This window comes from Haloparvum alkalitolerans, assembly GCF_050122995.1.
Taxonomy (GTDB): domain Archaea; phylum Halobacteriota; class Halobacteria; order Halobacteriales; family Haloferacaceae; genus Haloparvum; species Haloparvum alkalitolerans.
Map to the genome: position 1 here is coordinate 59,607 of NZ_JBNLIA010000007.1, position 12,147 is coordinate 71,753.

The 12,147-nt window shown below is 60.7% G+C and carries 11 protein-coding genes and 1 pseudogene; all 12 read left to right on the plus strand.

What is annotated here, in order from left to right; translation table 11 throughout:
• Positions 1 to 30 precede the first annotated feature (30 nt).
• The 12 genes and pseudogenes from ACQE3L_RS09025 (at position 31) to ACQE3L_RS09080 (ending at position 12,120) form a co-directional block, all read left to right on the plus strand.
• The gene (locus tag ACQE3L_RS09025) at positions 31 to 777 is read left to right on the plus strand and encodes a helix-turn-helix domain-containing protein (RefSeq protein WP_426963446.1); all 747 of its coding nucleotides are present in this window, start codon (positions 31 to 33) and stop codon (positions 775 to 777) included.
• Positions 778 to 837: 60 nt separating this feature from the next.
• A complete protein-coding gene (locus tag ACQE3L_RS09030) occupies positions 838 to 3,231 on the plus strand; it encodes a heavy metal translocating P-type ATPase (RefSeq protein ID WP_426963447.1) in 2,394 nt (797 codons plus the stop codon).
• A gap of 186 nt (positions 3,232 to 3,417) precedes the next feature.
• Positions 3,418 to 6,207, plus strand: coding sequence for an aconitate hydratase AcnA (acnA, locus tag ACQE3L_RS09035; protein ID WP_379739819.1), 2,790 nt, complete (start codon positions 3,418 to 3,420; stop codon positions 6,205 to 6,207).
• Between the two features lie 312 nt (positions 6,208 to 6,519).
• A pseudogene (locus tag ACQE3L_RS15460) lies at positions 6,520 to 6,639 on the plus strand (DUF7995 family protein); the annotation flags it as partial.
• Between the two features lie 79 nt (positions 6,640 to 6,718).
• Entirely contained in the window at positions 6,719 to 6,880 is a 162-nt protein-coding gene (locus ACQE3L_RS09045; RefSeq protein WP_006825403.1) for a hypothetical protein, read from the plus strand.
• Between the two features lie 32 nt (positions 6,881 to 6,912).
• Complete coding sequence (locus ACQE3L_RS09050; protein WP_426963448.1) at positions 6,913 to 8,175, plus strand: RNA-guided endonuclease InsQ/TnpB family protein; 1,263 nt, start codon at positions 6,913 to 6,915, stop codon at positions 8,173 to 8,175.
• A 292-nt stretch (positions 8,176 to 8,467) separates the two neighbouring features.
• Complete coding sequence (locus ACQE3L_RS09055; protein WP_426963449.1) at positions 8,468 to 8,632, plus strand: hypothetical protein; 165 nt, start codon at positions 8,468 to 8,470, stop codon at positions 8,630 to 8,632.
• Between the two features lie 265 nt (positions 8,633 to 8,897).
• A complete protein-coding gene (locus tag ACQE3L_RS09060) occupies positions 8,898 to 9,272 on the plus strand; it encodes a hypothetical protein (protein WP_426963450.1) in 375 nt (124 codons plus the stop codon).
• Positions 9,273 to 9,434: 162 nt separating this feature from the next.
• Positions 9,435 to 9,926 (plus strand): DUF7995 family protein, encoded by a 492-nt coding sequence (locus tag ACQE3L_RS09065; RefSeq protein WP_426963490.1) that lies wholly within the window; start codon positions 9,435 to 9,437, stop codon positions 9,924 to 9,926.
• Positions 9,927 to 9,929: 3 nt separating this feature from the next.
• Positions 9,930 to 10,295, plus strand: a complete 366-nt coding sequence (locus ACQE3L_RS09070; protein WP_179908205.1) for a DUF7568 family protein — start codon at positions 9,930 to 9,932, stop codon at positions 10,293 to 10,295.
• A 73-nt stretch (positions 10,296 to 10,368) separates the two neighbouring features.
• On the plus strand, positions 10,369 to 10,764 hold the full coding sequence (locus ACQE3L_RS09075) for a DUF7567 family protein (RefSeq protein WP_179908204.1): 396 nt from the start codon (positions 10,369 to 10,371) through the stop codon (positions 10,762 to 10,764).
• A 135-nt stretch (positions 10,765 to 10,899) separates the two neighbouring features.
• Positions 10,900 to 12,120 carry a homing endonuclease associated repeat-containing protein gene (locus ACQE3L_RS09080; RefSeq protein WP_179908203.1) on the plus strand — a complete coding sequence of 407 codons (1,221 nt, stop codon included), beginning with the start codon at positions 10,900 to 10,902 and terminating at the stop codon, positions 12,118 to 12,120.
• Positions 12,121 to 12,147 lie beyond the last annotated feature (27 nt).

Below are 12,147 nucleotides of genomic sequence, written 5' to 3' on the forward strand. Positions count from 1 at the left end.
GGTTATGTCGTAGCAGGCCTTAGACTGGGTATGCGCGAACTCGTCTTCGCTCTCGAATACGAGCCCGGCTGTAACAGGGTGGCGGACGCCCTCGCCGACCACCCCGACGCTCGCGTTCGCTCGCTCTCGCTGCACGCCACTGCCGAGCGTCTCTGGCGGGTCGACCATGCCACCGGTACGCCTGAGGCGCTCAACGCCATCGAGGACGCCTTTCTCAACGGCGACTACTACGCTGACTGTCTCGCCACCGAGGACTGCAACGCCACACAGACCACCCGCATCCTCGACCGCACGGACGACGCGCTCATCCTCTACTCAGATTGGGAGCGCACTCCGACCTGCGCCTCAGTCCCCCACATCGCTCGCGACCACCTCGGCGACGGCGTACTGTTCGAGACTCGTCACGAGGGCCGCCACTACACGTGGCGACTCATCCACTCCGGTGAGGGCGACGTGGCGGCGTTCTTCGACGCTCTCAAAGTCGCCGTCGGGGAGTGCGCCCAGATGGAGATGCTCCGCACAGCGGACACAACATCAGCTATGGGAAGCGACGGAACACCGAGTGGATTGCCTCCAGCCCAAGAGGCTGCTCTCCAGGCCGCCGTCGAACACGGCTACTACGAATCACCCCGCGAGGTCGATGTCGGCGAGCTCGCCGAGCATCTCGACGTGCCACGGTCAACACTCACCTACCGACTCCGTCGGGCGGAAGAACATTTGGCGAAGCAACATGTCGCCGGCGAGCGGGTAGCGGAAGAACGCCTGGCATCCCACTGAGGACCGTAGTTGGAATATTCCAACAAAGACATATCGAACTCCCGCTCCTACCGTGACGTGATGACAGAGAATCCGGACGCAGCAGGAGGAACGAACGGAGGCGGGCAGCGACGTGAGCTGACCGCCCGCCTCGTTGTCCCCGAGATGGACTGTCCCTCTTGCGCCCAAAAGGTGGACAAGAGCCTCCAGCGTGTCGACGGCATTACTGACGCCACGCTCCAGACGACCACCGGCACGGCCAACGTCACGTACGATCCTGATCGGACTAGCGAAGCCGACGTAATCAAGGCGATTGAAGGTGCCGGCTACGAGGTCGTCGGGGGCTCGGACACCGAGGGCGATGATGAGGACAACCAGGTGACCGATGGCGTCGACATCGCGCCACCATCGGAGGTCTGGACGAGTCTTCGCGCGAAGAAGACGTGGCTCGGCGCGGCGTTCGTCACGCTCGGCCTCCTCTTCGAGTTCCTCCTCACCGGACAGAACGTCACGGTGGCGAGCGTCCTCGAGTACCCGCTCCACATCGCAGATGTCCTGTTCCTCGGCGCCGTCGCGGCTAGTGGCATCCCAGTCGTCCGTAGCGGGTACTACTCTGCGAAGAACCGAAGCCTGGACATCGACCTGCTGATGGGAACGGCGATCATCGCGGCGACCGGTATCGGCTACTTCGTCGAGGCCGCCACGCTGGCCGTCCTGTTCAGCATCGCCGAGCTGCTCGAGGACTACGCGATGGACAGGGCACGGGACTCCCTGCGCGAGTTGATGGAGCTGTCGCCCGATGAGGCGACCGTCCTTCGCGATGGTGAGGAAGTGACCGTTCCCGCCGAGGAGGTCGACGTCGGTGAGACCGTCGTCGTCCGCCCCGGCGACAAGATTCCGCTCGACGGGACGGTCATCGAAGGCGAGAGTGCAGTCGACCAGTCGCCGATCACGGGCGAGAGCGTCCCCGTCGACAAGACCGCCGGCGACGAGGTCTACGCCGGCGCGATCAACGAGGAGGGGTACCTTGAGGTAGAGGTCACCTCGACCGCTGGCGATTCGACACTCTCGCGCATCATCGAGATGGTACAGGGCGCACAGGCGAAGAAGACCGAGTCTGAGCAGTTCGTCGACCGCTTCTCCGGCTACTACACACCCCTCGTCGTCGTGCTGGCAATCCTGACCGCCGCTATCCCGCCGCTGGTTATCGCCGACCCCATCTCAGTTGACCTAGCCGGATATGGGTTCAGCTTCGCGGGCGACTGGCAGACGTGGTTCATCCGTGGGCTCACCCTGCTGGTAATCGCCTGCCCGTGTGCGTTCGTCATCTCCACACCCGTCTCGGTGGTGTCGGGCATCACTAGCGCCGCGAAGAACGGCGTCCTGATCAAGGGCGGAAACTACCTGGAAGCGATGGGCGAGGTCGACGCCGTCGCCGTCGACAAGACCGGGACGCTCACCAAGGGCGAACTCGCCGTCACCGACGTCGTTCCAGTCGGTGACACCACGGAGGACGATCTGCTCCGTCGCGCCGCCGGACTGGAGCGTCGCAGTGAGCATCCCATCGCTGCGGCGATTCTCACCCGCGCTGAGGAGACGGGCGTGGGTAACCTGCCCGACCCGACGGGTTTCGAGAGCCTCACCGGGAAGGGCATCCGCGGCGAGATCGACGGCGAGACGTACTATGCGGGCAAACCCGCGCTCTTCGAGGAACTGGGCTTCGACCTCGCTCGGGCACGCCGCGAGACGGACGGCGGCGTTATGGCGGAAGAGGCGGCCGAGGTCGACGACGGGGCGTTCGCCGAGGACGCGCTCGCCGCACTGGAGCGGGAGGGCAAGACGGTCGTCATCGTCGGAACGGAATCGGAGTTGCTGGGTGCCATCGCCATCGCCGACGAGGTGCGCCCGGCCTCGAAGCGGGCCGTCGAACGCCTGCACGAGCTGGGCGTCGAGCGCGTGGTGATGCTCACCGGCGACAACGAGGGCACCGCCCGCGCCATCGCCGAGCAGGTCGACGTCGACGAATACCGTGCCGAACTCCTGCCCGACGAGAAGGTCGATGCAGTCGAGGAACTGCAGGCGGAGTATGGGGAGGTCGCAATGGTCGGTGACGGGATCAACGACGCGCCGGCGCTCGCCACGGCAGAGGTCGGCATCGCGATGGGCGCGGCCGGCACCGACACCGCGCTCGAGACTGCGGACATCGCGCTGATGGGCGACGATGTCGGGAAGCTCCCGTACCTGTACGACCTGTCGCGTACGGCCAACGGCGTGATCCGGCAGAACATCTGGGCGAGCCTCGGCGTAAAGCTCCTGCTGGCGCTGGGCGTGCCGCTGGGTCTGGTCAGCGTTGCGTTGGCGGTCGTTGTCGGTGATATGGGGATGAGCCTCGGTGTCACCGGGAACGCGATGCGGTTGTCGCGAATCGCGCCTGAACGCATGGACGGTAAGACTGGCCAAGAAATGGGTGTATGAACCCATGAAGACTAGCGAGAAAGACAGTGCCACCTTATGCAGAACTGTGTCACTCGTCGAACACGAGAGCAACGAGCTCTCTGAACCCCTTCGGGCAGGTCCAACGAACACGTCGAACTGCTCGAATCCCGTCTCCCGAGAACGGGAACAAGAATAAGGTTACTCCGTTTGAAATCTTCCACAATAATGAACCCTTTCAATGCGATCCGCGAGTTCGAAGCCGATGGAACGACCTACAAAATGGCCGACCTCACCGTCCTCGAAGAGGAAGGCCTCTGTGAACTTGACAAACTCCCGGTCAGTATCCGTGTTATGCTTGAATCCGTCCTCCGTAACGCCGACGGGGAGGACATTACCGAGGACGACATCCGGGCCCTCGCTGGCTGGCAACCGGACGTTCCCGACGCCGACATCCCGTTCCAGCCGTCCCGGGTTATCCTCCAGGACCTCACCGGCGTCCCCGCCGTTGTAGACCTCGCGGCACTCCGATCGGCCGTCGAACGCAAGGACCGCGACCCAACCCTCGTCGAACCCGAAGTCCCCATCGACCTGGTCATCGACCACAGCGTCCAAGTGGACTACTTCGGCAACGAGGACGCCTACGAGAAGAACGTCGAACTCGAATACGAGCGCAACAGCGAACGGTACCGGGCGCTGAAGTGGGCGCAAAACGCCTTCGACGACTTCAGTGTCGTGCCGCCAGGGACGGGTATCGTCCACCAGGTGAATCTGGAGTATCTCGGGCAAGTCGTCCACGAACGCGAGCAGAACGGCGAGAACTGGCTGTTCCCAGACACCCTCGTCGGGACCGACAGCCACACGCCGATGATTGGTGGCATCGGCGTCGTCGGCTGGGGCGTCGGCGGTATTGAAGCCGAAGCCGCGATGCTCGGCCAGCCCATCACGATGAACCTCCCCGAGGTTGTCGGCGTGAAACTCACAGGTGAACTCCCCGAGGGTGCGACGGCGACTGACCTCGTACTGCACGTCACCGAACTGCTGCGGGATGTCGGTGTTGTCGATCGATTCGTTGAGTTCTATGGGCCCGCCGTGGAGACGCTGACTGTTCCTGATCGGGCGACAATCGCGAATATGGCGCCCGAGCAGGGCTCGACCATCAGCATGTTCCCCGTCGACGAGGCCACCTTGGACTACCTCGAACTGACGGGCCGCGACGAGGACCACATCGAGCTCGTCCGAAAGTATCTGGACGCCCAGGGGCTGTTCGGTGAGCAGAACCCCGAGTACACCGAGACGGTCGAACTGGACCTCTCGACCGTGACGCCGAGTCTCGCCGGCCCCAAGAAACCCCAGTCCCGCGTCGAGATGGGTGACATGCGAACCCACTTCCGGGAATTACTCCACGGCGAGTTCGAGGACGAACTCGACGACGCTGACGAGGAGGCGCTGGCCCGGTGGCTCGGTGAGAGCGACCAATCGATGGGGCAGACCGACGGCGGCAAGGCGGTCGTGGACACCGGTCGAGACCGCCCCGACCTCGACCCTCTCACGAAGCGCGCCTCCGTGAATATCGACGGCAACGACGTCGAAATCGGGCACGGGAGCGTCGTCGTTAGCGCCATCACCAGCTGTACCAACACGTCGAATCCCTCCGTGATGCTGGCAGCCGGGCTCCTGGCGAAAAACGCCGTCGAGCGTGGCCTCGACGTCCCGGACTACGTTAAGACAAGCCTCGCGCCCGGCAGCCGCGTCGTCACCCAGTACCTCGAAGCATCGGGGCTGTTGCCATACCTCGAAGACCTGGGTTACAACGTCGTGGGCTACGGCTGTACGACCTGCATCGGGAACGCAGGGCCGCTCCCGGAGCCGATCGAGACCGCTATCGACGAACACGACCTCTGGACGACGAGCGTACTCTCCGGGAATCGGAACTTCGAGGCGCGCATCCATCCAAAAGTGCGCGCGAACTACCTCGCCAGCCCGCCGCTGGTGGTGGCGTACGGGCTCGCTGGGCGGATGGACATCGATCTGGAGCAGGACCCGCTGGGGTACGACGAGGACGGCAACCCGGTCTATCTGGCGGACCTCTGGCCAGACAGCGACGAGATCCACGAAGCCGTCCACGACTTCGTCGACCCGTCGATGTTCGAGGAGAAGTACGCCGAAGTGTTCGAAGGCGACGAGCGATGGGACGCGCTGGAGGCCCCGACGGGCGAGGTCTACGAGTGGGACGAGGACTCGACATACATCCGGGAGCCGCCGTTCTTCAAAGATTTCCCGCTGGAGAAACCCAGCGTCTCTAACGTCGAGGATGCACGGTGTCTGCTAACGCTGGGTGACACGGTTACGACTGACCACATCAGTCCTGCCGGGCCGTTCGGGACGGATCAGCCGGCCGGCCAGTGGCTGATGGACCACGGTGTCGAGCCCCACGAGTTCAACACGTACGGTGCCCGCCGGGGTAACCACGAGGTGATGATGCGAGGCACGTTCGCCAACGTCCGCATCGAGAATCAGATGCTCGACGACGTCGAGGGCGGGTACACCATCCACCATCCGACTGGTGAGCAGACGACCGTGTTCGAGGCCAGCCAGCGGTACCGCGAGGAGGGAACTCCACTCGTCGTGATGGCGGGCGAGGAGTTCGGGACTGGGTCGAGCCGTGACTGGGCGGCGAAGGGGACCGACCTTCTCGGTGTTCGTGCGACCATCGCGGAAAGCTACGAGCGCATCTATCGGGACAATCTCGTCGGAATGGGTGTGTTGCCGTTGCAGTTCCAGGACGGTGACTCCTGGGAGGCGCTTGGATTGGACGGGTCAGAGGTCTACACGATCTACGGGTTGGACGACGAGTTGGAGCCGATGGCCGAGTTGACGGTGACTGCGGAGCGGTCGGACGGGTCGTCGGTTGAGTTCCCGGTGACGGCCCAGGTGGGCACACCTGCCGGGGTGCGATACATCGAACACGGCGGCATCCTACACTACGTCCTTCGACAGCTGCTAACCGAATCGTGACGCTTTCAAAGTGTCTCCTCGACCAGTAAGATCGCGAATTTCCGATTCCGTCGCTCGGAATTAGCGTAGCCCTCTGAAACGGCACATCGTGTTTTGTGCGTGAATACATCTCAAGAGTGTTTCCAGTTCAATCAACGGTAAAATGACCATCGTAGCTTTCACACCCGATACCGTAGCGATCACCGTCGAGTGGGCGAACAATATCCTGTGATCGAGTGAGGCCAGAGTTGTTTATTCCGCGCCGGCGATGGGTGCCGGCGCAGCTGGAGCGAGCAACGATTCCCGGTGCGTCGGCGTTTCGAGGTGTTCGAGATGCATATGGTGATTTACGCACTGGTAGAGGCATCGACGCACGACGACGCGCTGGCCACCGGAAAGTCGGTGTTCGACCGCTTGGTCGGCGCGGACCCACACGCCGGCGCCGTCTTCGAACGAAGTCACCGTAACTCTCAGAGCCAGACGGCGTCGCCAACATTCAAATACGAAACCGGGGATACCCGGGAGCGCATCGATGGGCGATAACGATCTCAAAGCCGTCGAGGACGACCGTGAGGGACTTCAGAGTCTGTTGGTCGAACAAGCACAGGCAGGCGTTCCAGAGCAAGTCCTCGTCGGGCTTCTCCGAGAACAGGCCGCCGAGATCGAACGGTTCGGCTACATTCCGCGCCGATGAGAGCGACCCGACCAGCAGGAAATAAGCAAGCGATGAAACGGATCAATACTTTCGAGGTGCGTCCCCGCTCGGAGTCGGATGAGGCCCTCCTACAAGACGTCATGGACGCGACGGCGAGCTTCTGGAACGAGCTGACCTATGCCCGCCGCCAGCGGTTCTTCGATGACGAGAACATCTGGGAGGCTAATGAGTTTCGCGGACAGTACAAAGGCCAACTCGGCGCTGCCGGCGTCCAGACGGTGACACGAAAGAACAACGCCGCCTGGAAGTCGTTTTTCGCGCTATTGGAAAGCGGTGAAGACGCGTCCCCACCGGGCTACTGGGGGAATCAAGAGGACGGGCGAGATCTCCGGCTGTTCGTTCGGAACGATTCGTACGAGATCGAGTGGGGCGACTACTCCCGGGTCGAAATTCCGGTCGGCCAGGATCTCAAAGAGAAGTATGGATTGGGGTACTACGAACGGCTCCGGCTGGAGGTGCGTGGCGATCCGAAGTGGTCCGGCGAACAGGGGCGACTGGAAATTCAATACGACGAGGTTGAAGGCACCTATCGAGCATATCAACCAGTCTCAGTCGACGACTCGGAACTGGATTCACCACTGGCTTCGGAAGAAGCCGCCCTCGATTTAGGTGCCAACAATCTCGTTGCCTGTACGACCACGACAGGGGAACAGTACCTCTACGACGGTGAGGAGCTGTTCGAGCAGTTCCGATCGACGACCGAAGAGATCGCGCGCCTGTCGTCCAAGCTGCCGCCAGAGCGGGACACGAGCCAGCGAATCCGCCGGCTCTACCGCAAACGCTCCCGCCGGCGGACCCATGCCCAGAAGGCCCTCATCCGTGACCTCGTTGAACGATTGCACGACGAGGGGATCGCAACGGTGCACATCGGCGACCTCACCGGCGTCATCGAAATCCAACCATCCCCTGAAATCAACGAGAAGCTGGAGAACTTTTGGGCGTTCAAGCAGTTCGTCGATCAGCTGCGGTCCGTCTGTGAGGAGTATGGGATCGAGGTAGTGGAGAAGAGTGAGGCATGGACGAGCCAGACGTGTCCGGAGTGCGGGGAGCAAGCCGAGACAGTTCGGCATCGAGAGACCCTGACCTGCCCCTGCGGGTTCGAGGGACACGCCGATCTCACAGCCGCAAAGACGTTCCTCCGGCGGAACACCGAGCAGCAAGTCAGGCCGATGGCGCGGCCCGTGCGGTTCCAGTGGGACAATCACGAGTGGCGTTCGACCACAGACGCCCCTGAGCTCGGGACAAATCCCAACGAACAGCGCACAAACCCGTAAGTCACTCCCGTGGAACTCTGCTTCCAGCGTGGGGGATCCTCGATTCGAGGTGGACGTCAATACGTTACGTTTGACGAAGAGGAGAGAAGTGACCCAATTCAGGAATATCGGCTCTATTGGACTGAGCGGTTACGGAGATTTATTTTCGAGTGTCAGATACTGAGATAGCTACTCAGTGTACTTGCGTACTGAACGATTCAGGGATGATGATTCCAGCCAAGAATGGCTGAACCGTCCGAATACTATACGAATAGAACAAAACCGATTACTAACTCCAGTAATAGACATCACTATGACCGATCAGGAACTAAATCTTGCTGCTGTGTTAGTGGGTATACAATTGACGCTTGTCGCAATCTATCTGGCGGTCGTCGGTAGCCCGGGAGGTGTCCTATCTGGGGTCAGCATCATCTTAGCGGTCATAGGGACGATTGTTTCCGCAGCGAACCTGTACTGACAGACGCTTCGTCTGTATTGCTCAATTCAGGGGATAGAATTGGCAGTATTACCTATACTTTGGTTTGTAAAACCCCGTAGGCTCATCACGATAGTCATCCGTTATTTATACTTCAAGAGCAAGGGCTTTAGATATGGTTTCAGCTGACCGACGGGCGTTCGTTCAAAACCTCTCAATCACAGCAATATGCTTACTTGGAGGTTGTCTTGGACGTACTCGTCAGTCAGGACCGGACCGCCCTATTGAATCACAATCAGTCCGGACAATGGACCCAGTCCGAACTAATGGGGATACGGTTCGTGTTTCCCAATCAGAAGCCACGGCGCAGGACCCCGTAGACATACTCAAGTCTGCTGTTTCAAATAAATCGGATTGTATCGTTGGCGAAATACCGGCTAAGCCATATAACTCGGGATTGCTGATAACGACAAAGACGACCGTCAGGTCACTGGACAACACGAATGTTGCCTTTCCCTCACCGGCATATGAACACCTGAAAGAGATTGCTCCCAGCTCCATAGTCGTAACTTCGGCAGGTGAGGGCAATACTACCCCGGACGAGAATCCGGTGTACATCAAGGCTGTGTTAGAAGAAGGTGACAGCGAGGAGGTTATACCAAGCATGACGGACACCTGTTGAGTCCGCACTCTGTACTGAACGAATCCACCCCAGCGGTACGGAATGTGACACCTATTGCCTGAGGTACCCTGAATCATCGTCCTCTCTGGAATCTGTCTATTCGCGCCAGCGAGAGAATGGCGCGCGTCGGTGACCGTACCGACGAGCGTTAGAGTGATTCAGATGCATATGGTCATCTACGCGCTCGTAGAGGCATCGACAGAAAACGAAGCACTGGCTGCGGGGAAAACGGTGTTCAATCGGTTAGTCGGCTCTGAGCCGCATTCCTGCGCAGTATTCGACTATTTTGTGACCTTCGACGAGGAGGACACGTCCGTTGCGGGGAAGGCGCGATGGGGAGAGTTGCCGACCGCAGCCCCTGTCGACTCTGACGACGGCGAAGACCTGCTCGAGCGTGGCTGGGAGGCAACGAAGGAAGAGTTCGAGCGCAATCTCGACCGGGTGAAAGAGGCCATCGACGAGCTCTCCGACGAGGAGATCATGCGCGACGAGGACCTCGCCCGGCACGCCTTCCACAAGGTCGGTGCGTACGACGGCCCGACGATCTTCCTGTACACCGAACACGGAACCGGCATTCGTCACCGTGGACAGCTGGATCGACTCCTCGAGGAGAGTGAGGAGCTCTGGATCGTACCCGCTGACGTCCACTTCTGAATAATGCCCAGGATCACCAACTGGCGACGCGAGAGCCGCTCGCCGACGCTTGTGTATCGGAACACCGAGACCGGTGCGCGAGCCGTCCTGCATCGAGCCCCGGATTCCTACCGGTACAAGTGGCGCGGAGCAATCCTCGTCGACGGCTACCCGGTGTGGTCGCGGGGGTACGAGACGAAGGACGCGACGTCGTTCCGTGACGAACTCCGGGAGCGGCCGGCACCGGACCTCAGCTGCCCGGAGTGTCCGAACAACGACGTTCGCGTCGGCGAGAAGGCAGCAGACGGGGCGAAAATCCAGCGATGGTACGACTGCCCCGACTGTGGGTACGAAGCCCCCTCACGCATCGTCTACGGTGCCGAACGGTGAGTGAGTGAGCGGTGGGCGCTGTTTTTCGGCCGGGCACGAGGTGTTGGCCCGGTACGACCGGGTGAGTCAACCAATGAGTCTCGAAGTACTTGACCGACACAGCGAGGCACTGTTCGAGTTCCTCTGGTGTCCCGTCTGCGGGCAGGAGGTCTTCACTCACATCCCGTTCGAGGGCGTGTTCTGCAAGAACTGCAACACCCAGGTCGAACTCCAGGAATCCCGAGAGACGCGCGGCTACGAGGAGGCCGTGCTCGCCTGCTTCGATTCAACCACGACCTGGAACCTCCACGTCGACGAAAAACTGCGCCGCGACCTGCCTGATGGGTCGGCGCGCGTGAAGATCTTCGGCGCACCGGGCGCCTACGAGGTCGACTGGTGGAGTCCGGAGCCAGGTGAGGATTGGGAACCTGTCGAGCGCGGCGAATTCGACGACGTCGAGGAACCAAACGAGGTGGCGCATCTCGCATAGCGAAGTTCGAATATCGCCAACTCGTGATGTTGTTTCTGCGCCGGTGAGGGGTGCCGGCGAGCCAGTTCGGGTCCTGAATTTCATATACCAAGATGGGTGAACCCGTCCGCGATTGGCGACGCCGCCAGTGAGAACATGAGTCCGAGTCGTATTCCTGCTGAGAAACTCATTGAGGAACTACAATCCATAGCGGATCAACTCGGTCGGCCGCCCTCACTCCGTGAAATAGACGAATTGAGCTCCTATTCGAGATCAACATATCAAGACCGGTTCGGGAGCTGGAACGACGCAGTAGAGGAAGCAGGGCTGGAACCGAGGCACAGTAGCACAGCGAATATCGAAGACCGAGAGTTACTGGAGGAACTTGACCGACTAGCCGAAAACCTGGATCGGACACCGCGCCAGCGAGATATGGAACAGCACGGGAAGTACAGCGTAACGACGTATCAGAATCGATTCGGCAGCTGGAACGACGCTCTGCGGAAAGCGGATCATCAGCCTACAAAGCAGTGGAAAGTAGACCGTGACGACCTCCTTGCCGAGTTACGGCGTCTCGGAAGCCGACTTGGTTCGTCGCCGACCGCTGCCGAAATGGATGAGGAAGGGACGTTCAGTAGCTGGGTGTACCTATCGGAGTTCGGTAGCTGGAACGAGGCGCTGGAGGCCGCGGGATATGGCCCAAACCAGCCGGATGCGCTGTCCCGATCCGAACTTCAGACGGAACTCGAACGCCTGATTGATGAATTGGATCGAACCCCTCGCAAGCGGGATATGATCGAGCATGGGGAATACAGCCCCGAACCCTACAGGCGGAGATTTGGGTCGTGGAATGCTGCGCTTCAATCGGTTGGAGCCTCGCTAAACCAACCGAATCCCGTCACCGAGGAGGAAGCCTGTAAGGAGCTACGGACCCTCTACAAGCGATTGGGGCGCCCACCAACGACAACAGACGTTCGGAAACATGGGTCCTGTACGCCTGTTCCAATCCTTCGAATCTTCTCATCGTGGGAAGCAGCACTCCGAGCGACTGATCAACAAGTACTGGAGGAGTACCTCCTGCGAAAGACCCTCCGCCCCACGCAACGGTTCGGCGAGAATTGGCACAGCAAGCGCGAAGAGGTCATCCACCGGGACAATGAACAGTGCGTTTGGTGTGGGATGGCTCGCGAACGGCATCAGGACGAATACGGGATGGATCTCCACGTCCATCATCGAATCCCGCGGTCAGAGTTCGCCGAAGCTTCCGATCAAGAACTCGAAGACGCCGACGTACAGCAGAATTTACTGACGGTCTGCGCGGGTTGTCACAGACAACTCGAACAGCTCCCGATTCAACCACTTCCACCGCCCGAGTGAACGGAGCGAGTTGTTTTTGCGCCGGTG

What these genes read in the sequence shown, in the direction of transcription:
- ACQE3L_RS09025 (WP_426963446.1), top strand. Translation starts at nt 31, where the DNA reads ATGCGCGAACTCGTCTTCGCTCTCGAATACGAGCCCGGCTGTAACAGG.
- ACQE3L_RS09030 (WP_426963447.1), top strand. Translation starts at nt 838, where the DNA reads ATGACAGAGAATCCGGACGCAGCAGGAGGAACGAACGGAGGCGGGCAG.
- acnA (WP_379739819.1), top strand. Translation starts at nt 3,418, where the DNA reads ATGAACCCTTTCAATGCGATCCGCGAGTTCGAAGCCGATGGAACGACC.
- ACQE3L_RS09045 (WP_006825403.1), top strand. Translation starts at nt 6,719, where the DNA reads ATGGGCGATAACGATCTCAAAGCCGTCGAGGACGACCGTGAGGGACTT.
- ACQE3L_RS09050 (WP_426963448.1), top strand. Translation starts at nt 6,913, where the DNA reads ATGAAACGGATCAATACTTTCGAGGTGCGTCCCCGCTCGGAGTCGGAT.
- ACQE3L_RS09055 (WP_426963449.1), top strand. Translation starts at nt 8,468, where the DNA reads ATGACCGATCAGGAACTAAATCTTGCTGCTGTGTTAGTGGGTATACAA.
- ACQE3L_RS09060 (WP_426963450.1), top strand. Translation starts at nt 8,898, where the DNA reads ATGGACCCAGTCCGAACTAATGGGGATACGGTTCGTGTTTCCCAATCA.
- ACQE3L_RS09065 (WP_426963490.1), top strand. Translation starts at nt 9,435, where the DNA reads ATGCATATGGTCATCTACGCGCTCGTAGAGGCATCGACAGAAAACGAA.
- ACQE3L_RS09070 (WP_179908205.1), top strand. Translation starts at nt 9,930, where the DNA reads ATGCCCAGGATCACCAACTGGCGACGCGAGAGCCGCTCGCCGACGCTT.
- ACQE3L_RS09075 (WP_179908204.1), top strand. Translation starts at nt 10,369, where the DNA reads ATGAGTCTCGAAGTACTTGACCGACACAGCGAGGCACTGTTCGAGTTC.
- ACQE3L_RS09080 (WP_179908203.1), top strand. Translation starts at nt 10,900, where the DNA reads ATGAGTCCGAGTCGTATTCCTGCTGAGAAACTCATTGAGGAACTACAA.